This is a genomic window from Actinomadura vinacea (assembly GCF_039532545.1).
Lineage (GTDB): Bacteria > Actinomycetota > Actinomycetes > Streptosporangiales > Streptosporangiaceae > Spirillospora > Spirillospora vinacea.
Genome location: NZ_BAAARW010000026.1, coordinates 169,429 through 190,980, shown reverse-complemented (window position 1 = coordinate 190,980; position 21,552 = coordinate 169,429). Strand labels below are relative to the sequence as shown.

Annotated in this window: 17 protein-coding genes; 14 read left to right on the top strand and 3 right to left on the bottom strand. The window is 69.1% G+C overall.

Annotated elements, in window-relative coordinates:
• Positions 1-178 precede the first annotated feature (178 nt).
• Positions 179-2,146 carry an acetate--CoA ligase gene (gene acs / locus ABD340_RS33935; RefSeq protein WP_344594609.1) on the bottom strand — a complete coding sequence of 656 codons (1,968 nt, stop codon included), beginning with the start codon at positions 2,144-2,146 and terminating at the stop codon, positions 179-181.
• Positions 2,147-2,376: 230 nt separating this feature from the next.
• Between acs and ABD340_RS33930 the strand changes: the two genes are divergently transcribed.
• The 10 genes from ABD340_RS33930 (at position 2,377) to ABD340_RS33885 (ending at position 13,034) form a co-directional block, all read left to right on the top strand.
• Entirely contained in the window at positions 2,377-3,180 is an 804-nt protein-coding gene (locus ABD340_RS33930) for a Fic family protein (RefSeq protein WP_344594608.1), read from the top strand.
• Between the two features lie 1,224 nt (positions 3,181-4,404).
• A complete protein-coding gene (ssd, locus tag ABD340_RS33925; RefSeq protein ID WP_344594607.1) occupies positions 4,405-5,481 on the top strand; it encodes a septum site-determining protein Ssd in 1,077 nt (358 codons plus the stop codon).
• A gap of 16 nt (positions 5,482-5,497) precedes the next feature.
• On the top strand, positions 5,498-6,658 hold the full coding sequence (locus ABD340_RS33920) for a TadA family conjugal transfer-associated ATPase (protein ID WP_344594605.1): 1,161 nt from the start codon (positions 5,498-5,500) through the stop codon (positions 6,656-6,658).
• Between the two features lie 415 nt (positions 6,659-7,073).
• Positions 7,074-7,823, top strand: a complete 750-nt coding sequence (locus ABD340_RS48170) for a type II secretion system F family protein (protein ID WP_425547503.1) — start codon at positions 7,074-7,076, stop codon at positions 7,821-7,823.
• A gap of 40 nt (positions 7,824-7,863) precedes the next feature.
• Complete coding sequence (locus tag ABD340_RS33910; protein WP_344594602.1) at positions 7,864-8,763, top strand: type II secretion system F family protein; 900 nt, start codon at positions 7,864-7,866, stop codon at positions 8,761-8,763.
• A gap of 804 nt (positions 8,764-9,567) precedes the next feature.
• Positions 9,568-9,780, top strand: a complete 213-nt coding sequence (locus ABD340_RS33905) for a DUF4244 domain-containing protein (protein ID WP_344594600.1) — start codon at positions 9,568-9,570, stop codon at positions 9,778-9,780.
• A 26-nt stretch (positions 9,781-9,806) separates the two neighbouring features.
• Positions 9,807-10,142, top strand: a complete 336-nt coding sequence (locus ABD340_RS33900; RefSeq protein WP_344594598.1) for a TadE family type IV pilus minor pilin — start codon at positions 9,807-9,809, stop codon at positions 10,140-10,142.
• A 347-nt stretch (positions 10,143-10,489) separates the two neighbouring features.
• Positions 10,490-10,948, top strand: a complete 459-nt coding sequence (locus tag ABD340_RS33895; RefSeq protein WP_425547498.1) for an Rv3654c family TadE-like protein — start codon at positions 10,490-10,492, stop codon at positions 10,946-10,948.
• Between the two features lie 225 nt (positions 10,949-11,173).
• The gene (locus ABD340_RS33890; RefSeq protein ID WP_344594594.1) at positions 11,174-12,490 is read left to right on the top strand and encodes a hypothetical protein; all 1,317 of its coding nucleotides are present in this window, start codon (positions 11,174-11,176) and stop codon (positions 12,488-12,490) included.
• Positions 12,491-12,686: 196 nt separating this feature from the next.
• A complete protein-coding gene (locus ABD340_RS33885) occupies positions 12,687-13,034 on the top strand; it encodes a hypothetical protein (protein ID WP_344594592.1) in 348 nt (115 codons plus the stop codon).
• Between the two features lie 702 nt (positions 13,035-13,736).
• On the opposite strand, the gene ABD340_RS33880 is transcribed toward ABD340_RS33885, so the two are convergent.
• Positions 13,737-16,043: a DEAD/DEAH box helicase gene (locus ABD340_RS33880; protein ID WP_344594591.1), complete on the bottom strand. Its 2,307-nt coding sequence runs from the start codon at positions 16,041-16,043 to the stop codon at positions 13,737-13,739.
• A gap of 252 nt (positions 16,044-16,295) precedes the next feature.
• Here ABD340_RS33880 and ABD340_RS33875 point away from each other — a divergent pair, with 252 nt between their 5' ends.
• Both ABD340_RS33875 and ABD340_RS33870 read left to right on the top strand, forming a co-directional pair.
• Positions 16,296-16,649: an STAS domain-containing protein gene (locus tag ABD340_RS33875; RefSeq protein WP_344594590.1), complete on the top strand. Its 354-nt coding sequence runs from the start codon at positions 16,296-16,298 to the stop codon at positions 16,647-16,649.
• 13 nt (positions 16,650-16,662) lie between these two features.
• Positions 16,663-17,145, top strand: a complete 483-nt coding sequence (locus ABD340_RS33870; protein WP_344594589.1) for an ATP-binding protein — start codon at positions 16,663-16,665, stop codon at positions 17,143-17,145.
• Between the two features lie 434 nt (positions 17,146-17,579).
• Here ABD340_RS33870 and ABD340_RS33865 read toward each other — a convergent pair whose 3' ends face one another.
• Positions 17,580-17,981: a YybH family protein gene (locus tag ABD340_RS33865; RefSeq protein WP_344594587.1), complete on the bottom strand. Its 402-nt coding sequence runs from the start codon at positions 17,979-17,981 to the stop codon at positions 17,580-17,582.
• An 869-nt stretch (positions 17,982-18,850) separates the two neighbouring features.
• On the opposite strand from ABD340_RS33865, the gene ABD340_RS33860 reads away from it, so the two are divergent.
• Entirely contained in the window at positions 18,851-21,289 is a 2,439-nt protein-coding gene (locus ABD340_RS33860) for a sodium-translocating pyrophosphatase (RefSeq protein ID WP_344594585.1), read from the top strand.
• Between the two features lie 122 nt (positions 21,290-21,411).
• Complete coding sequence (locus ABD340_RS33855; protein WP_344594584.1) at positions 21,412-21,534, top strand: hypothetical protein; 123 nt, start codon at positions 21,412-21,414, stop codon at positions 21,532-21,534.
• Positions 21,535-21,552 lie beyond the last annotated feature (18 nt).

Sequence of the window (21,552 nt, the reverse complement as noted above, 5' to 3'; positions counted from 1 at the left end):
GGGCCGCATCGGACACCCCCGAGGCACGCCGTAAGGCGTGCAGAAGGTCGCGCAGGAACGCGGCGACCCCGGGTCGCGCCTAACGCGCCCCGGGGTCACCCAGAAGCAACCGACCGGCCCACCCACGGAGACCATCAGTCGTCCCACAGGGGCCTGCCGAGCGGTCGGCAGCCTCGCGTCAGTCCTCGGACTTGGCGCTCGGGAGCTTCTCGGAGATCAGATCCATCACCGTGCTGTCGGCCAGCGTGGTGACGTCCCCGATGCTGCGGTTCTCGGCCACGTCCCGCAGCAGCCGACGCATGATCTTCCCGGACCGGGTCTTCGGCAGCTCCGGAACCACCATGATCTGCCGGGGCTTGGCGATCGGCCCCAGCGTCTTGGCCACGTGGTCGCGCAGCTCCTTCAGGAACTCCTCGCCCTCGACCTCGCCGCCGGCGCCGCCCCGCGGGATCACGAACGCCACGATGCCCTGCCCGGTCACCGGATCCGTCGCGCCCACCACGGCGGCCTCGGCCACTTTCGGGTGCGACACCAGCGCCGACTCGACCTCCGTGGTCGAGATGTTGTGACCCGACACCAGCATGACGTCGTCCACCCGGCCCAGCAGCCAGAAGTCGCCGTCCTCGTCCTTCTTGGCCCCGTCGCCGGCGAAGTACAAGCCCTCGAACCGCGACCAGTAGGTCTTGACGAACCGCTCGTCATCGCCCCAGATGGTGCGCAGCATCGCCGGCCACGGCTCCTTGACCACCAGGAACCCGCCGCCGCCGTTCGGCACCGACCGGCCCTGGTCGTCCACCACGTCCGCGACCACGCCCGGCAGCGGGGTCATCGCCGCGCCCGGCTTGCCCGAGGTCACGCCCGGCAGCGGGCTGATCATGATGGCGCCGGTCTCGGTCTGCCACCAGGTGTCCACGACCGGGGTCCGGTTGGCGCCGATGTGCTCGCGGTACCAGACGTAGGCCTCCGGGTTGATCGGCTCGCCGACGCTGCCGAGCACCCGCAGCGACGACAGGTCGAACTCCGCCGGGATCTCGTCCCCCCACTTCATGCACGTCCGGATGGCCGTCGGCGCCGTGTAGAAGAGGGTCACCTTGTACTTCTGGATGGTCTCCCACCAACGCCCCTTGTGCGGGGTGTCCGGGGTGCCCTCGTAGATGACGCTGGTGGCGCCGTTGGCCAGCGGCCCGTACACGATGTACGAGTGCCCCGTCACCCAGCCGATGTCGGCCGAGCACCAGTAGACGTCCGTCTCCGGCTTCAGGTCGAACACCGCGTGATGGGTGTAGGCCACCTGCGTCAGGTAACCCCCGGTCGTGTGCAGGATGCCCTTGGGCTTACCCGTCGTGCCGGACGTGTAGAGGATGTACAGCGGGTGTTCCGCGTCGTGCGGCTCGGCGGTGTGCTCCTCGCTCTGCCGCTCGACGATGTCGTTCCACCACACGTCCCGGGAGTTCTCCGCGACCTCCTCGCCCGTGCGCCGGACGACCAGCACATGCTCGATCGACGGGGTGCCCTCGACCGCCTCGTCCACGATCGACTTGAGCGCCGACGGCTTGCCCCGCCGGAAGCCCCCGTCCGACGTGACGACCACCTTGGCCTCGGCGTCGTTGATGCGGGTGCGGAGCGCGTCCGCCGAGAACCCGCCGAACACCACCGAGTGGGTGGCGCCGATGCGCGCGCACGCCAGCATCGAGATCGGCAGTTCGGGGATCATCGGGAGGTAGATGGCGACCCGGTCGCCCTTGCGCACGCCCAGCTCCAGCAGGGCGTTGGACGCCTTGTTCACCTCCCGCTGCAGGTCGGCGTAGGTGAGGGTACGGCTGTCCCCGGGCTCGCCCTCCCAATGGAAGGCCACCTTGGCGCCCTTACCGGCCTCCACGTGCCTGTCCACGCAGTTGTACGCGACGTTCAGTTCGCCGCCCACGAACCACTTCGCGAACGGCGGGTTGCTCCAGTCCAGGACTTCGGCCCACGGCTTGGACCACGTCAGCCGCTCCGCCTGGCGGGCCCAGAAGGCCAGCCGGTCGGCCGCGGCCTCGTCGTACGCGCCGGCCTGGACGTTCGCGGACTCGGCGAGCTCGGCGGGAGGGGGGAAGCGCCGCGTCTCCTGCAACAGGTTCGACAGTGTTTCTTGACTCTGGCTCAACGCGTACTCCTTGCTTGCGAGAGGAAGGCGCCCGGTAAGCCCACTTCACCAGGGACGGTGCCGCCCCACAAGTCTTCTCGCGCGCACACCTCGGACGCCCCTGCGCTTCTGGCTCCGGATCGGATGCTAGGTGATGGCCCACCACAGCGGCTCGTTCCCACCCCGTCCATCCGGAAGCGATTCGCTGCACGGGGGTCCGAACAGAGCCCTAGGGACGACCACATAGGGTCATGCCCGTGACCGAAGCCGATGCCCTGGCCCATGTAGCGAATCTGCCTGGAGTGGCTGACGCGGTGGCCGATGCCCGTACCGCGGTGGATCGCCTCCTAGGACATCGCATCCTGCGACGGCGGAGCGCCGAGGTCTCCACCGAATCCGCATTGCGCGGGGCCCGCGCCTCAGCCGCCCTAGAGGGCGCCGCGGTGACCCTGGACGAGCTCCGCAGCACCGAAGGCCCCACAGACCCCATCGTCCACGGGGCACTCCGGGTCTCCGCAGAACTGGGAGCCCTTGTCGAGACCTGGCGGCAGGCTCCCAGGCAAGTGCTGGCCCGCCTCCACGTTCTGACCGCTGCGGACGTCGTCGACAGCGCCGAACTGGGCCGGCCACGCTCCGAAGGGCAGTCCACCAGGGAAATCCTCGGCCTCCAGCCCCCGCCTGTTCCTGCGGAGGTCGCCGGCCGCCTGGACATGCTCAGTGGCCTGCTGACCGGCCCTACCAAAGCTCCCGCCCTGGTGGTCGCCGCCGTCGTGCACGGCGAACTCCTCACCCTCCGCCCGTTCGGCTGGGGAGACGGCATCATCGCCCGTGCCGCGGAACGCCTCACCCTGGTCTCCCGTGGCCTCGACCCCAAGTCCCTGACGGCCCCAGAGATCGGCCACGCCGAACTGGCCGACGGTTACGCCAAGTCCTTGCGGGGCTACATCACCGGCACTCCCGAGGGCGTGGCCGACTGGATCCGCCATTGTGCGGACGCGGTCGCCGCCGCCGCCCGAGACTCCCAGGCCATCTGCGAAGCCTTTCAACGCGGCTGACCGGGCATATGACGTCCGCACAGCGAACGGCGCCCCTCACTCTGGGGCGCCGTCGCCGACCACGTCACACCGGGTTACCAAGCGTGCACCTCATAATCGTCGAAGCGGGACAAGCCCGCCGCGACGCGCCTCCCGCGGCTGGTCGCGCGTGGGTGCCCGGCTGCCGTGCCCGGACACTTGGTCCGTAGCTCCTGTCTACGCCTTATTTGCCCTGCTGACAAGCCCCTATTTGGAGAATGTGAGAGTCCCAAAGGGGTGGCCCGTGAACCGTCCGGCCGCCGCGCGCCCGGCGCAGCCGGGGCCTCCGCACTGAACGTTGCAGCATTCAGGAGGTATCAGGGCTTCTCTGGCACATCGCCGAATCGATCACGCAGTGTGATCGATTCTTTATGTCGGTGATCTCGTGCCGTGCCGGAAGGATCTTTAGATCTGCTGTACGCTCCCACTCTCGTCCCGTGGCTTTCCCACCGGATCCCCGGCGGGGGCGGCGAAGGACCGGCGGTGTCGCCCCACTCTCCGGAGTGGGACCTTCTCCACCAGGTGAGAAAAAACGTGACCTGTCGGACCACTTTGCCGCTCGACGGAAGTCTCGACGATCGGGCAGCATATGTTGTATCTGCCTAGACTGGAGGCGACACTTTGCCTCCCCTATAGATCAAACTAGCGCCCGGCTTAGTGTGATCTCCCCCGAGACTTTCTTGGGAAACGGGCCGGCTCTACCCCCCCGGAGCCGGACCGTTCGGCGACCCCCGCTATCCCCCCCGGCGGGGGTCGCCCTGTTCCTGAGGCGGTCGGGGGGCGGGCCCGCCCACCACGCGGCCCCGCCCCCCGACCCACCCCAGATGCCTCCTCTGCCCCGCGAAACAAGCCACTGCCGGGCCGCCCGCCGGCAGACCCCCGTCGGCGATCCAGCCCGGCGCAAGCAGGCGCAGATCAGAGCGAGTAAAGCCACCGCCCGTCCCGCGCCAGGACTTCGGCAGCCCGCCCGTGCAGCACCTGGGCCTGGGAAACCAGCCCGAAGGTGCGCCCCGATGAGCCGCCCGGCCACTGGAAGGCCGTCCTTTCCCATCCCCAAAAGGACGACCTATCTGGCAAAGCACCCATAATTCATATTCTTCCTGGTAGGCGTGCTGCTCCCAGAGTTATCCACAGTTCCTCGAAGGGGTTCCACCCCCGCCCCGTCCCGGAGCATCGTGGACACCCCGACCCGCCAGGGAGGCACTGATGACCATCGCCGCGATGATCGCGACCGGCGACCCTTCACTCACCGACGACCTGCTGAGGCTGGCCGCCGCCGCCGACACCGATATCGAGCTCGTCCACGACGCGGAGCAGGCCCGGCAGGGCTGGCAGTGGCCCACGCTCATCCTGGTCGGGAACGATCTAGCCGAAGCGATAGCCGCCGAGGCGCCGGAGCGGCGCCAAGGCGTCGTCGTGGTCACCGGGCCCGAGGACGCCGAGCAGGTCTACCGCAGGGCCGTCCGGCTCGGCGCGCAGGACGTCGCCCGGCTCCCCGGCGACGAGTCCTGGATTATCGACGCCATGGCCGCCGCTTCGGAGCCCAGGGGCCTGGGCACCCTGGTCTGTGTCCTGGGCGCCACGGGCGGCGTCGGCGCCAGCGTCCTGTCGGCGGCGCTCGGCGTCACCGCGGCCCGCAGCGGCCTGCGCACGCTGCTCATCGACGGCGACCCCTACGGTGGCGGCATCGACCTCGTCGTGGGCATCGAGGAGCACCAGGGAGCGCGCTGGCCCGACTTCGCCGCCCGCTCGGGCCGCCTCAGCGCCACCAACCTCTACGAGGCCCTGCCCCGCCTGGGCGACCTCTCCGTGCTCTCGGCGGAACGCGGCACCCTCTCGACCGTCACCGACGACGCGGCCCCCGCCCTGATCGACGCCGGGGTGCGCGCGTTCGACCTGGTCATCATCGACGTTCCGCGCTACCAGGGCGAGGTGGGCCGGCCGGGGCTGCGCGTCGCCGACACCACCCTGGTCGTCGTTCCGGCCGAGGTCCGCGCGACGCTGGCGGCCGACTCGCTCGTGGCCGCCCTTCGCGACGCCTCCTCCGACATGAGAGTGATCGTTCGCGCTCCGGCGCCCGGTGACGTCACCCCCGAGGTCGTCGCCCGGTCCCTGGGCCTCCCCCTCGCAGGAGTCCTGGAACGCGACCACCGGCTCCCCAAGGCTGTCGAGACGGGCGATCTGGTACGCGCACTGCGGGGCAGCTCTCTCGCCGATCTGTGCGTCGACATCCTCACCACCCTCGGCATCGAGCCGCAGCAGCAAGAGGCCCAGGCCGCCTGACCAGGAGACCAGCACCATGAACCGCCTCTCAGAAGCCGTACGAGACCGCCTGGCCAGCACCAGAGCCGAGCCCACCGCCGGACGGCTGGCCACCGCAGTGCGCGCAGAAGAGCGACTACTGGGCGATCGGGAAGTCCTCGAGCTGGCCGACCAATTACGGGCCGAGTTCGTCGGAGCCGGCCCGCTGGAGCCGCTGCTGCGCTCCCCCCACGTCACCGACGTCCTCGTCAACGGCCCCGACGAGGTCTGGGTCGATGCGGGGGCCGGCCTGACCCGTACCACGACCCGGTTCCCGGACGAGGCTTCGCTGCGCCGGCTGGCCCAGCGGCTCACCGCCGCCGCCGGCCGTCGGCTCGACGACGCCTCGCCCTACGCCGACGCCCGCCTCCCCGGCGGCATCCGACTGCACGCCGTACTGCCGCCGATCGCCCCGAACGGCACCTGCCTCTCACTTCGCCTCCCCCGCCGCCACGCGTTCACGCTCGACGAGCTGGTGGCCGCCGGCACAGTCCCACCCGCCGGCGCCGAGCTGCTCGCAGCCCTCGTGGCGGCCAGGGCTCCCTTCCTCATCACCGGCGGCACAGGTACCGGCAAGACGACCCTCCTGAGCTGCCTGCTGTCGCTGGCCGACCCGGCCGAACGGCTCGTCATGGTGGAGGACTCCGCCGAGCTGAGACCGGACCACCCTCATGTCGTAAGGCTGGAGGCCCGTCCTCCCAATGTGGAGGGCGCTGGCGGTGTCACCCTGCACGACCTGGTCCGCCAAGCCCTGCGAATGCGTCCCGACCGGCTCGTCGTGGGGGAGGTGCGAGGTCCTGAGGTCACAGTTCTACTGAACGCTCTCAACACGGGTCACGAAGGAGGCTGCGGCACACTGCACGCCAACGCCGCCGCCGACGTACCCGCGCGCTTGGAGGCCCTGGCATGCGCCGCGGGGCTCAGCCGCGAGGCCGTCCACAGCCAACTCGCCGCCGCGCTGGAGATCGTCGTCCACCTGGTACGCGCCCCTCCGAACGGAACACGACGAGTCGCGGAGATCTGCCTACTGCGCCGCGCCCCCAACGGCCTGGTCGGCGTCGTCCCGGCCGTTTCGTTCACCTCAACCGCCGAGGCAGTCCTGGCCCCTGGCGCCACCACCCTGGCCGCCCGGCTGAACCACCTATGGAACCCGGAATGAAGACCCGGCCCTGCCCCAAACATCCCCACACCAAACTCAACCCCGCCTGCCCACCGCGCTCGGACATGCCCACATCTCACTCCCCATATCCGCCGCCGCGATCGCGCGTGCCCGGCATGAGGCTCCCGCGCACTTGCCTGCCGCGTTCGGACGTGTCCGCATCGCACGCGGACGTGCCCGCTGCTTCGCCACCGCGCTCGGGGTTTGGCGTGCTCATTCGCGGGCCCTCTCACCGGGCGGACGGCCAGCGGTTGGGGTCAACTCGCAGGGCCGTCAAGGACGGTCACTTCGGGGAAGGGGAGCCGTGTCGGGGACAGCAGTGCTGGCTGCTTGCTGTGCAGCCGTGCTCGTGTGGACGGTGTACAAGCCCGGCAAGGCAAGCCAGCGCTTGAGCCGTTTACTCCGTCACGAGCACATGCCCAGCCGTGTCGAGCGGCTACTTCACGCCGCAAAGGCACGGTGCGAGGGCGTTCGTGAACGAAGACGGCGGGAGCAACGTTGGCGTGAGGCGGTCATCGAGCTCTGCGACGGGATGGCATCCGAGCTGGCAGCCGGCAGGTCACCTGACGAGGCATTCAGAATTACAGCCGCCCTGCTGGATCCTCACGTCGCCATGGCGTTGCTGGGTACCCCCGCCACCCAGCGAAATGACGGCCCTCACAGGAGGGCGCACTGTTCAGGAGGGCCAGCGCGTGTTCTCAGTGCTCTTCGGCAAGCTCTCACTGATCCAAGAGGGCAGCCTCACGCCGATGGGCCGAACACCGCCCACCTTGACGAGGTCTCGCCAATCGACCGCCTGGAGCAACTGGCCGACCAGCGCGGAGCCGAGGGGCTTCGATTGTTGGCGGCGGGCTGGAGGATCGGCGCCGAGCGGGGCGGCACGCTGGCCACTGTCCTCGACGGATTGGCCATGGCGCTACGTGATGAGGAGACCCAGCGCCAGGAGGTCGCCGCACACCTCGCCGGCCCGCGTGCGACGGCGCGATTGCTGGCGGCACTACCGCTCGTGGGCATCGGCATGGCGGCCGTGCTGGGTGCCAACCCCCTGTCGTTTCTTCTCGGCACCATCCCAGGCCTGGGCTGTTTGTTCACCGGCATCGCGCTCAACCTGACCGGGTTCTGGTGGACGCACCGGCTGGCCGAGGGAGCAGAACAACTGCGATGACGCCTCTCGCGCGCCACTGACAAGCTCTTTGGAGGCCAACATGCTGATCATGCTGGCGGGGTTGTGCATGGCTGGTTGCGGATTGCTTCTCGCCAGTCCGACCGCACCCGCCACCCGAAGGTTGAGGCGCCAACTCACTCCATCGCGTTCACGAACGCCCAGACTTTCGAGATTGCGTGGAGGCGCACCAGATCAGCGCCCCAAGGCCTTGCGCGCAGCGACAGGTCCGGACCGCACTCAGCACGGCTCCGCCTTGATCCCCAACCGACGTCACTTGCCACGGGCGGGAGAAGCACCGACACACCCGGCCGAGCCCACACGATCTCGTCCAGCACGGGAGCGCCTCCGTCGTCGCATCGCGGCGGTCACGATCGGAGTGAGCTGTGCGGTGTTCCTTGGCGGGCTCATCGGAATCACGGCCGGCCTTCTGCTCGGGGCGGCTGTCTATCGATCGTTCACCCGTGCAGAGCGTGCGAAGCGACAGAAACGACAATCGAGGCTGGCCGCGGATCTCCCCGTCGCCGTCGACCTGCTCGCGGCTTGCCTGCGTGGCGGTACACCCTGGAGCCAAGCGGCGGAGGCTGTCGCCGGGGCTGTCGGCGGCCCGCTCGGCGATGAGCTGGACCATGTGGCCGCTCAAATCCGGCTGGGCGCGGACCCTGCGGCGGCCTGGCTCGCCTTGGCAGACGACGGGACGCTCGCGCCCCTCGCTCGTACTGCGGTCCGAGCACTCCAGAGCGGTGCCGCACCCGCCGCCCCGCTTGCTCGCCTTGCTCGTGACCAACGACGCAATGCGCGAACGGCGGCTGCCAAGCGTGCCCGTTCCGCAGGCGTCAAAGCGTTGGCCCCACTGGGCGCATGCTTCCTTCCGGCCTTCGTCCTGCTGGGGGTCGTTCCTGCCATCGCCGGAATCGCCTCGACGATCCTCCTGCCACGGTGAACACCGCCCGGAGACCTCCAACGCTGCGAGCCGCACACGCACCCTGACCATGGAAGAGCATGCCTCCCCAAGAGGGAGTCGGCCAGCGCCGACCAGCGTCAACTACTCGGCCCTAAGGAGCTTGTTGGCTCAGCGCTGATAAGGCTTGCTTATGTCCCCAACGGCAGGACGGTCACGGGCCACATCTACCGGTCTGCGCTATGCGCGGGGTCCGGATCGGGCGCGTTGAACGCTGTGGCCCCTCGCTGAGCGAGGTTGACGCCGGTGATGTGGTCAGGAGGCCCAGCGAGGCCGCACCGACGATGGCGAAAGCGATTCCGAGTGGGCCGGTTGGCCCGTTCGGTGTGCCGCAGCACAGGCAACGCTGCGAGGTGCAGGCCGGATCCGGGCGACTGAGAGGGCGCGTCGACTTGCCGGAGGGCGTCGGACTGGGACGTGCTTTGTGGATCTTGTTCGTTGTGAGCGTCACATAGCAGAACGTGATCCACGGACACGCCTCAGAGCTGGTGGCCTCCTGTATCGCGGTCGGCAGTTCGCGCTCGCCCAGCCTGGAGCGAACAGTGTTGGGTGGTCGGTATCTGCGATCGCCATTTGCGTGCCCGTGCGTGCGTTTTCGATCCGGCGGATTCGGGGGCGGACGACCCGGAACTCCTATCGAAGCGTTCTCGCTGGTCACAGCATCGAGTTGGTGTACCTCACGGTTATCCACAGAACGTCATTCGCCTGTTGCTCAGCGTGTCGGAGGTTGAGGCTTGATGTGGGCGCGATCCATGCCCGCAGGCGAAAGGAGTGCGTATGCGAGTCATGAGGATGCTGGTGCGGCCACTGGCCAGGACGGCGATGGCGAGACGGTGGCGCAGCGACGCCCGAGATCTCGGGATGTCCACGGCGGAGTACGCGGTCGGAGTGGTGGCTGCGGTGGCGTTCGCCGGTGTGCTGCTGAAGGTCATCACAAGCTCGGACGTGAAGAGCCTGCTCATGACCGTTGTCAAGAGCGCCTTGCAAAGCGTCGCGTGAGTACTCGAGGCCGGCGGCAGCACGGAATGGTTACGGCGGAAATCGCCGTGGCGCTGCCGGCGCTCGTGCTCGTGACCGCGTTGTCCATCTGGGGTGTGACCGCTGCTTCCACGCAACTCGCGTGTACGGACGCGGCGCGAAGCGGTGCTCGGGCCGCGGCCCGAGGAGAGTCCATGAACGCGGTGAGAGCTCTTGTCGCCCGCTCTGTGCCCGCAGGGGCGTCCGTGTCGGTGCGGCGAGATTCGCATACTTCCCGAATCGAGATCGTCGTGCCGGTCAAGGCACCCGCGGGTGCCGAGCTTCCCCCACTCATGATTCGTGCACGCGCCACGGCCGTCACGGAACCCGGCGTCGGTGAGTAGAACCCGAGACACCGGTCGAATGTGCACGGCACCCCGCGAGGCTCAGGAGAACAGCGGTACCCGGTCGCGGTCAGCGATTCATTGACGCCACCAAGGCCGGGTGACAACGCACCCGTCCCAACTCTCGTCGGCAGCCCGAGTTGTTGATAGGGGGGAACTAGGTGGCACGGGGCTTGATGTGCCCAAGGGGCTTGGTGTGGCGCGCGAGCAGCGTCACCCCCGAGCCGGCCAACGCCTGGGGGAGCCCGCCGCGGGCCTGGCCGGCGGCCCAGGAGTAGGCCGGTACCGGGCGTCTGGACGGGCGGTTTTGGTGTGGCGATGCGGTCTTGATTGATCGGGGGCCTGGTGTGGCGCGAGGGCTTGATTTAGGGGACAAGCGTTGCGCTACGGGGCGGCGGGCGAGGTGGAAGGGGAGGTTGGTGCAGCGGCGGGGTGATCGGGGGGCTGGAACTGTGTGGGTGGTGGCGTTCATGGCGTTGCTCTGGGTCGCCGCGGTGGCGGCCATGACCCTGGGGTCGGCTCGGGTGACCAGGCACCGGGCCGATGCCGCAGCGGATCTGGCGGCGCTCGGAGCCGCGGCACGCGCGGTGGAAGGGAGGGAGATGGCCTGCCGGGCGGCGGCAGGGGTGGTGAGGAACTCGGGCGGACGGCTGGCGGCGTGCTCGTTGCACGGGCGGATCGCAGAGGTCTCGGTGGAGATGGTTCTGCGAGTGCCGTTCGAGACGGACGGGCTGAAGGTCGTCTCACGGGCCAGGGCCGGGCCGGTCGAGCAGGAGGGCGTAGCCTCACGTCCGGCAGCTCATTGAACTGTGTGTCAATAGGCGTCCTGAACAACGGTGAGCCCGAGCGGCCCTATCTTTGTCACATTCCTGTGATTCTTGCTACCAAGTGGTACGTTACCCTGCCGTAAGCGCACAGGTACCACTCGACACGGCGGCTTCAACGGCCACTCGCCTCCGAGCCCGGTGGATGCACCAGGGCGGCAGGGAGCGCGAACGGTCGGCGGGTCGTTCGATGAAGGGATTGAGGCCGTGACCAGGATTCGCAGGACTGGTGCACTCGTGCTGGCAGCACCCCTTGCGATGGGTTTCCCGGTCCTCGGTGCGTCGGTGCCCGCCGAGGCGGCGGCCACGACCGTGCTCGCTCCCAAGAACGGCGCCGTGATCAAGAGCGGTTCCGAGGTGACGGCTCGCGCTCACTTCGACTTCGCCGTGGACATGCAGTTGCGCGCCAGCATTCCGGGGTCGGGTGACACTTTCCTGACCAAGCGGAATTTCGCGGGTGACATGTCCGCGCCCATCCCGCTGCGCCGCAACGGCCGGTACACCGTGTACATGAAGGGCGGGATCACCGGCCACGTCTACGACTCGAACACCTTCACGGTGCGGATCCCGCCGGCCCAGCCGGGCGGCGTCTCGGCGAAGTCTTCCGGCGGCAAGATCGTTGTGCGGTGGAACCTCGGCCTCGAGGACGACATCTCCGGGTACACCGTGAGCGCCAGTTCCGCCGGGGCCAAGAGCGGCTCGGCCCGTTCCCTGTGCTCGGGGACGAGTTGCAAAGTGACCCTGAACGTCCCGTCCGGAGCCCGTGGCTCGGTTCCGGTCAAGGTCCGCGCCAAGCGTCCCGACGGAGTGGGCGGCTCAGTCCTCTCGGGCACCGCGTCGACCAGCGCTTCGGTCGGGAGCGCCGCGTCCTCGGGTTCGCTGGGCTCGGTGCCGCCCTCGGCCTCGGCCCCCGGCACCCCTCCGGCGAATGGCACCGCGCCGCTCACGCCGTTCAATAATGACTCGCCCGTCACGCTGCCTTCAGTACAGCCGGACGGTGCCGCCCGCGGCTTCACCTATCCGACGCCGCAGGTGGCCAAGCAGGTCTCGCCCAAGTCGGCGAACGCCTCTGCGATCGACAGCCTGCAGTGGGGCAAGAGCGTGGGCATTGCCTTGGTACTTCTGGTCGTCGCCGCGCACTTGGGGACGTGGACCCGTCGCCTGCGCGTGGCTCAGGCCGGGGTGAGCACTCGGGGGAAGGCGGTCCGGACGGCCCGGGGTGGCAGTGGCCGTACCCGGGTCCGCAGGGCGCGCGAGCAGATCGCACGGGCAGAGGCGGTCGCCAAGACCAGTGAGCTGGCCGAACCTCTGGCGGCGGTGGCGAAACCGACCGCACACCGAGCACCTCGGAGCGGCGACACCGCTGCCTCTGCCGCTCCGCGGGGCAACCGTCGTCCTGCCACGCTGGGGCGCGGCTCGAGCGGAGTGAGCGTCCGCATCGCACAGCCCAGCGGCGGTACACGGCGCGAGGCGGCAAGCGGTCGCAAACGCCACGCGGGCCGATGGGGACACCGGCGCAAGTAGACCACCACCGCGTGGACTCCGCTGCGGACGTTCAAGATCGGCAAGGACCGTGCGATCGAGACGCGGACCCGGTGCCGAGTGAACGTTGCGTGATCGTCTGGGCGCTGTTCGGGGATGGGGTGGTTTTTCTGAACGGGGAGGGTCTAGGCTCCCTTGCCAGCCAAGATCTCCAGGATTCGGAGAGGAGACCCTCCGCATGATCTTCTTGGGGCTGGTGCTCGCGGTCGCCGCCATCGTGACCGGCGCGGCCGTCGTCCTGGACAACACGGAAGCGGTCGAGCTGACCGCCTTCGGAGACAAGGTCCCCGGCATCACGTCCGAGTGGCAGGTCTTCATGGCCGGCGCGGTCGTGGCGATCGTGTTCATGGCGGGGATGACCATCGCGACCTTCGGTTTCAAGCGGGCCATCGGGGTCCGGCGCGAGCTGCGCGAGCTTCGGGACGAGCACGAGGTGTCGATGCAGACGCTGGAGCTGGAGAAGCGGCAGTTGCAGCGTGAGCTGGCGCAGGCTCGCCGCAACGCGCCTCTGCAGTCTTCGAGCTAGGTCGTCCAGGAACGCACCTCGCATCGGGAGGAGTCGGCGGCCTGGTTCGGCTGTCGACCGCCGAGAACATGACGAGGGTTCGTGCCCGGCTTTCCGTAGAGCTGCCCAGCTTGCGGAATTCGCGCGTCCGGTGGCGACGTCCAGCGTTCGTTGAGCAGCGGCGCCGGAGCGATGTCGCTCTTCAGGTAGCCGCGACATCGAGTGGGCACCTGGGCCCGCCGGCGCGGACGCGGTCCACCACCCGGGCGGCCAGACCATCCAGCCGGTCACCCGCCGGATCACGCTGCGGTGGGGCGACGGTGAAGCCTCGGCGGCCAAATCGCTGCCGGTTCCGTCGGCGGCGACCACCACGGCCGGATTCAGGTCGATGCCCGCCCTCGTGCTGGCCGACCGCTGGCCCGTCCCACGCATCGCCGTGGCGCGTGCCCAGCTTCCGTCCGCGGTTGACGCCCACGTCGCGGGCGGATGCCCGCCCGCGACACGGCGGGTCCGCTCGCGCACCACGCGACCTGCGCGTCGCAGCGCGGCCGAGTTGCTCACCCCTGCGCCATGAGGCGAAGGTATTGATCACGTTTGGTCGTGAGCGGCGCGGGTCGACTCTTCCCCGACAGGCCAGGTGTCGCGACGGCCTCTAGAACTCAGGGGCGGTTGTGGACGTGGTTGCGTCGCCAGGTGCCCGGTGCGTTGCGAGGCGATCTCAAGTTAGAGGTCGGGGGCTTGGTGGAGGAGTTCGGCCAGGAGCACCAGGGCGCCCTGCTTGTCCAGAGGATCGTTGCCGTTACCGCACTTCGGGGACTGGATACAGGACGGGCAGCCCGATTCGCATTCGCAGGCGGCGATGACGTCGCTAGTGGCGCGGAGCCATTCGACGGCGTCGACGTAGCCGCGTTCTGCGAAGCCTGCTCCTCCCTCATGGCCGTCGTACACGAAGACGGTGAGCAGGCCCGTGTCGGGGTGGACGGCCGTAGAGACCCCGCCGATGTCCCAGCGGTCGCAGGTGGCGAACAGGGGGAGCAAGCCGATTGAGGCGTGTTCGGCGGCGTGGGCCGAGCCGGCCAGGTCGAGGTCGCCGAGCCCTTCGATCTGCTCTTCGGAGAGCGTCCACCATACGGCTCGGGTGCGGAGGGTACGGGGAGGCAGTTCCAGGGGCTTCTCGCCCAGCATCTCGCCCGTCTGGAGGCGTCGCATCTGGTAGGCGACGACCTGCCGGGTCACCTCGACCGTGCCGTAGCAAAGCATTGCTTCGCCCCAGGCGGTGGAGCGGAGTTGTTCGACGATTCTGATGTCGGTGATGTCGCGGGCGGTGGTCGAGTAGTCGGGGGCGGCGGACTCGACCAAGGCAACGGAGTCGTCCAGGTCCAGGGTTTGGACGAGGTACGACTCGCCCTGGTGGATGTAGACGGCCCCTTCGTGGACGTGAGTGTGGGCCGAGGCTTCGTCGACGGTGCCCAGCAGGCGGCCTGTCGTGGCCTCCACGACCTGGATGGGGGTACCACCGGCGCCGCGTATGTCGGCGAGGTCGGCGGCCTTGTCGCGGCGCGTCCAGTACCAGCCGGCGGGGCGGCGGCGGAGGAAGCCCCGGCGGACGAGGTCTGGCAGGAGGTCCGTTGTGGACGGGCCGAACAGCTCTATGTCGGCCTCGGTGAGCGGTATCTCGGAGGCCGCGGCACAGAGGTGGGGCTCGAGGACGTAGGGGTTGTCAGGGTCGAGGACGGTCGCCTCTACCGGCGTGCCGAAAATGGCCTCCGGGTGGTGGACGAGGAAGGTGTCGAGGGGGTCGTCCCTGGCGACCAGGACTGCGAGTGCCGCCTGGCCCGAACGGCCTGCCCGGCCTGCTTGCTGCCATAGGGAGGCGCGTGTCCCTGGCCAGCCGCAGACGACAACGGCGTCCAGGCCCGAGACGTCCACTCCTAGCTCAAGGGCGTTGGTGCTGGCCAGGCCGATGATCGAGCGCGAACGCAGGGATTCTTCCAGGGCACGTCGTTCTTCGGGCAGGTAGCCCGCCCGGTAGGCCGCGACCTGGCCGGCCAGTTCGGGGGCGGCTTCGTGTAGCGCGCGCTTGGCGCCGAGGGCGACCGACTCGGCGCCGCGGCGGGACCGTACGAAAGCCAAGGTCTGCACGTCCTCCACCACAAGGTCGGCGAGCAGATCACCCGCTTCGGCCGTCGCCGTACGGCGGACGGGCGCCCCGCGCTCGCCGCGCAGCTCTGTCAGGGGCGGCTCCCATAGCGCGAACGTCGCAGGGCCGCGCGGTGAAGCGTCGTCATGTACCGCGACCACGTCCACGCCGGTGAGGCGTGAGGCGGTGGCGGCTGGTTCCGATGTGGTGGCCGAGGCAAGGATGAAGGTGGGCTCGGCGCCGTAACGGGCGCAGACCCTTCGGAGCCTGCGCAGTACCTGGGCCACGTGCGAGCCGAACACTCCCCTGTAGCCGTGTGCCTCGTCTATAACGACGTACCGCAGCCGCCGTAGGAAAGACGTCCATCGTGCATGGCTGGGCAGGATCGAGCGGTGCAGCATGTCGGGGTTGGTCAGGACGTAGTTGGCGTGCTGCCTCACCCAGGCGCGCTCGTCTCGCGGGGTGTCTCCGTCGTACGTCGCCGCGCGCACACGGGTCAGCCGCAGTGCCCGTAGCGCACGCAGCTGGTCCGCTGCGAGAGCCTTCGTCGGAGCGAGATAGAGCACAGTGCCCTCGCGGCGCTCGTCCTCCTCATAGATCGCGGCGACCGACGGCAGCAGGTAGGCCAGCGATTTCCCTGATGCCGTGCCCGTGGCAATGATCACAGAACGGCCGTCGTGGGCGTGCTCGGCCGCGGCCGCCTGATGCGTCCAGGGCGCCTCGATCCCGGCCGCGCCCAGCCGCTGCACCAGCAGCTCGGGCGCCCAGGCGGGCCACCCCGCACGACGCCCCTGACGTGCGGGAACGCTCTCTACATGAGTGATCCTGTCGCGGCGCGTGGGATCGGCGAGCAGCCGGTCCAGGGGAGAAGAAGATCTTTGGGCGGCCATCAGGTTTTCAGTCTGCCAGCATGGGCAGAACAAGTGGAACGCCCCGGCGCCGTCGGCTGCGTACCCCCCGCCCCGACCAGCGGATCGGCAGGTCAGCGGGATGGCGCGAAGTTTCGCCTGTGTGGGCGATTATCTGCGTAAGCGACGCCGGAGCGTGGTTGAATCACGGGCGGAGTCGCGTCACCGCGGGCGGTTGTCCAGCGGGGACGACGGCTCCGATAGCACAGTGAGCTGTAGGGCGCTGGAGGATCTGTGGACCTGAAGGTGAACGACCGCACCACCGAAGATGGCCTCACGGTCATCACCGTGGAGGGCGAGATCGACGTCTACACGGCGCCGAAGCTTAGGGAGAAGCTCATCGATCTGGTCAACAAGGGCAAGTTCCACTTGCTCGTTGACATGGAGAAGGTCGAGTTCCTCGACTCCACCGGCCTTGGCGTCCTGGTGGGCGGGCTCAAGCGGGTCCGCGCGCACGACGGCTCCCTGGAGCTCGTCTGCACCCAGGAGCGCATCCTCAAGATCTTCCGTATCACCGGACTGACCAAGGTCTTCGGCATCCATGACTCGATCGCGGAGGCCGAGGAGAAGCGTAAGGGCGCCAAGTAGCGGCCCGCGGAATATGGCGACCGTTGAACTCTCTTTCAGTGCGCTGCCGGTGCACGTCCGGACGGCCCGGCTGATCGTCACGGCGGTGGCGCGCCGCAGCGGCGTGGCCGAGGCCCTCCTGGACGAGGTGCGGCTGGCGGTCGGCGAAGCGTGCTCCAGGGCCGTGGAGGCGCATCGCCGCCGCTGCCCGGACGAGCCCGTGCGGCTGGAGTTGAGCAGTGCGCACGGCCGGTTCGAGGTCGTGGTCAGCGATGCCGTTTCCGCCGAGGACGCCGCAGGCGGCCTTGCGGAGACGGGCGGGCCGCCCGAGGTGAGCGGGCTGCCGGAGGTGAGCGGGCCGGACGAGGTGATGGAACGGATGTGGGGCGATGACACCGCCGAGCTGGGCCTGGCCGTGATCGCCAGCCTCGCCGACGACGTGGACTTCTCATCCGGCCCCAAGGGCATGCAGATCCGGATGAGCTGGCCGGCCGAAGGGAACCCCCCGTCCACCTGACCGGACGCCGGACCCCGGACCCCGACCGGGAGAACTGAAGACGACATGAGGCTCGCGGCCACCCCTGAGGTGGCCGCGAGCCTTTTTCTGCGGTCCGTTCGGCGTCTGACCCAGGATCGGGATGGTGCGCCCGTGCCATGACGTCAGGGGGCTACGCCACAACGCCTGAAGGGCTATGTCCCGTTGCCCGAGGGCTCCGCTTCTGGCGTCTCACAGGCCGTCAGGGGCTCAAGAAGCCGATCGGGCATGCACGAACCCCGGCAGATGCCGTGCGGGTGGTTCAGGCCCGACTCAGCGGCGTGGGGTTGGTCGGTACCCGTCGTCCTGCAAGCGTGACGTCGGCCGGACGTGTGACGCGCCCAGTGCAGAAACTGCACGGGGAGGGGAGACGCCTTAGGAGCCTCCCCCCTTCGACGTGGACGTTCCTAAGCCGCCTAGAGGGCCGCTGTGCCGAATGGGTTGTCTATGACGTAGCGCCAGCGGCCGTCCTGGCCCTTGCGCGCCACGTCGGCCGCCGTGCCTTGGTAGTGGAAGTCTTGGCCGTCGGGGGCGGTGCCCTTCATCGTCCAGTCGACGATCAGGAGCGCGATGTCGTCCACAACGTAGGTGTGGCGAGCCTGCGCCTCCAGGGCCGTCCCCATGCTGATCATGTGGCGATGGGCCGCGAGGCGTTCCGTGCCGGTGACGGGGTGGCCTGGACGGGGCACGAGGAGCGCCTGATCCTCGTAGAGGGAGTCAAGTCCCTCAGCGGACGTGCCGTAGGCCGCGCAGTAGAGGCTGATGTGGTCAGCGAGGTTCGTGGCTGGCCGGGGCTCGGGTACATGGTGGGTTGCCATGTCTTACTAGCGAAACATTCCGCCCAGCCGTCCCGCAACTCATTTTCCGCCCCGAGAGGCCCGGCCGCTGGACCTGGGTTGGGACGTGGCAGGCCCATCCCGTGGACCTGAGCAGGACGTGACAGGGCCGTCCTGACCCCCCACCCCCTACGCCACCTCCCCCCGACGCCGTCCACCCCGGGCAGTGCTTGTCTCTGGCGGCGTCCGCAACCCCGGTGGTGTTTGGCTTTGGTGGTGCTTGCCTCCGGTGGCGCCTGGCTCTGGTGGTGCGTGACAGCGGCAGCGTCTTGTCCGGCGATGCTCGTGCCTCGTTCTGCTGGGGGCGGATCCGCCCGCCTTTGGTGGTGCCTGAGCCTGGCCGGTGCTGCGCCGCGCTGGTCGTGCTGGTTGAGGTGGGTGTGGCTCTGTTGTGCGCCTCCTGGAGGGTGCTCGCTTCGTTTTCGGGGGGTGGGGGTGGAGTGGTGAGGGGGGTATGGAATGTTCTTTGCGACGATCTTGAAAGGGTGGTGAATATTGGTCCGAATGTAATTGGTATTTGTGTTGGTAGGTATCTGGGTGGTGAGGGAGGGGCGACTCGTCTGTGGTGTGGGCGGTCAAGTTTCAAGATCGAATTCGCGGAGGGGTGCACCCGGTGCCACCTGCGGTGATCCGATGGGTGGCAGGTTCTAGGGCAAATTCTGACGTACCGGGGATTGCGCTTCCCTGACTCCTCGACTAAAGCAAGGTAAGTCTTCTCTTTCGCAGTCTGCCTGCGTAGACTCCCCGAACCCGCGTTGCCGTGCGGGCGTCTAAAGCGCCACCCGCGTGGGTACGCGGTAAAGATCGTCCATAGACGGTCGAGATCGCAACGCCCCTGTCGAGGAGGACGGATGTCTGGGCTTTCCCTGTCAAGCCCGGCCGGCGCAGACGTGGATCTCGGCGGCGGCGACCTCTCACTGGTCGTCGTCGTCGCCGTGATCGCGCTGTTGGCACTGGTCGTCGCCGGCGGACTGGTACGCGAGGTACTGGCCGCGGGTCAGGGCACCGAGAAGATGCAGAACATCGCGCGGGCCGTGCAAGAGGGCGCAAGCGCGTATCTCCAACGCCAGTTCCGCACGGTCGCGATCTTCGTGATCCTGATCCCGCTCGTCCTGCTCCTGCTCCCCGCCGACTCCACCGGCGAACGGATCGGGCGCTCGGTGTTCTTCATCGTCGGCGCGCTGTTCTCGGCGGTCACCGGGTTCGTCGGCATGTGGCTGGCGGTCCGCGGCAACGTCCGGGTGGCCGCGGCGGCCCGCGAGGAGGGCGGCGAGAAGAGGGCGATGCGGATCGCCTTCCGAACCGGCGGCGTCGCCGGCATGTTCACCGTGGGGCTGGGGCTGTTCGGGGCGGCGGTCGTCGTGCTGGCCTACCAGGGGGACGCGCCGAAGGTGCTGGAGGGCTTCGGGTTCGGCGCGGCGCTGCTGGCGATGTTCATGCGGGTCGGGGGCGGGATCTTCACCAAGGCGGCGGACGTGGGCGCCGACCTGGTGGGCAAGGTCGAGCAGGGCATCCCCGAGGACGACCCGCGCAACGCCGCGACCATCGCCGACAACGTGGGCGACAACGTGGGCGACTGCGCCGGGATGGCGGCCGACCTGTTCGAGTCGTACGCGGTGATGCTGGTCGCGGCGCTGATCCTGGGCACCGCGGCGTTCGGTACCGAGGGTCTGGTGTTCCCGCTGATCGTGCCGATGATCGGTGTGATCACCGCGGTGATCGGGATCTTCGCGGTCGCGCCCCGTGACCGCGACCGGTCCGGGATGTCGGCGATCAACCGCGGCTTCTTCATCTCCGCGACGATCTCCGCCGTGCTGGTGGCGGTGGCGGCGTTCGCCTACCTGCCCTCGTCGTTCGGCGCGCTGACCGGCGTGTCGGACAACGCGATCCGCGGCCTGGACGCCGATCCGCGCGTGGTCGCGTTCGGCGCGGTGCTGATCGGGATCGTGCTGGCCAGCGCGATCCAGCTGCTGACCGGCTACTTCACCGAGACCCACCGCAAGCCCGTGCAGGAGGTCACCGGCAGCGCCCGCACCGGGCCGGCCACGGTGATCCTTTCGGGCATCTCGCTGGGCCTGGAGTCGGCGGTCTACACGGCGCTGGTGATCGGCGGCGCGGTGTACGGCGCGTTCCTGCTCGGGTTCGGCAACACCACGGTCGCGCTGTTCGCGGTGGCGATGGCCGGCACCGGTCTGCTCACGACGGTCGGCGTGATCGTGTCCATGGACACCTTCGGGCCGGTCTCCGACAACGCCCAGGGCATCGCCGAGATGTCGGGCGACGTGCAGGGCGAGGGCGCCGCGGTGCTGGAGCGGCTGGACGCGGTCGGCAACACCACCAAGGCGATCACCAAGGGGATCGCGATCGCGACGGCGGTGCTGGCGGCGACGGCGCTGTTCGGCTCGTTCCGCACCACGGTCGTCTCGGCGCTGTCGGACGCGTCGAACGAGGCCCGCGACGCGCTCGGCACCTTCGCCACCTTCAGCCTGTCGATCGACAGCCCGAACGTGCTGATCGGGCTGATCGTCGGTGCCGCGGTGGTGTTCCTGTTCTCCGGGCTGGCGATCATGGCGGTGGGCCGGGCGGCCGGCCGGGTGGTCGTCGAGGTGCGCGAGCAGTTCCGCACCAAGCCGGGGATCATGGACTTCTCCGAGAAGCCCGACTACGACCGGGTCGTCGACATCTGCACGCGGGACGCGCAGCGCGAGCTGGCCACGCCCGGCCTGCTGGCGATCATGACCCCGATCGCGGTCGGCTTCGCGCTGGGGTACGCGCCGCTGGGCGCCTTCCTCGGCGGGGCCATCGCGGCCGGGGTGCTGATGGCGGTCTTCCTGTCCAACTCCGGCGGCGCCTGGGACAACGCCAAGAAGCTCGTCGAGGAGGGCAACCTCGGCGGCAAGGGCAGTGAGGCGCATGAGGCCACGGTGATCGGCGACACGGTCGGCGACCCGTTCAAGGACACCGCAGGCCCCGCGATCAACCCGCTGATCAAGGTGATGAACCTGGTCGCGCTGCTGATCGCGGACGCGGTCGTGACGTACGCGGCGAACGTCCCGCTGCGGATCGGCGTGACCGTGGCCGCGGTGGGCGTGGTCGTCGCCGCGATCGTGGTCTCCAAGCGGCGCGCCGACCCGATCGGCGGGCTCGGCGGCGGTGACGCCGAGCCGTCGGTGAAGGGCGGCACCGGCGACGCGGTGCCCGCCGCGCGGACCGGCGCTCCGGCCGAGTCCGTGGGCGCCGTCGAGGCGTCCTCCGATTCGGGTCAGGCGCCCTCGGCCAACAAGGCCTGACGTTCACTGGAAGGGGCCGGCGACGCGCCGGCCCCTTCCGCATGTCCAGTACCGGTGTCGGGGCTCGGCGGGGGCGGACGTACGCTGATCCGAGGAACCGTCCCTTCGAGCGGGTAGGAGACATGGCTGTGAGCGATGGCGGGAAGTCCACCCTTTCCGGGCCCAAGGGCTTTGCCATCATCCTGGGCGGAATGCTCGGGATCATGCTGATCCTGTGGGGGATCGGGGCCTTGGTCGCGCCCTGAGCGATGTTCGCGCAAAGG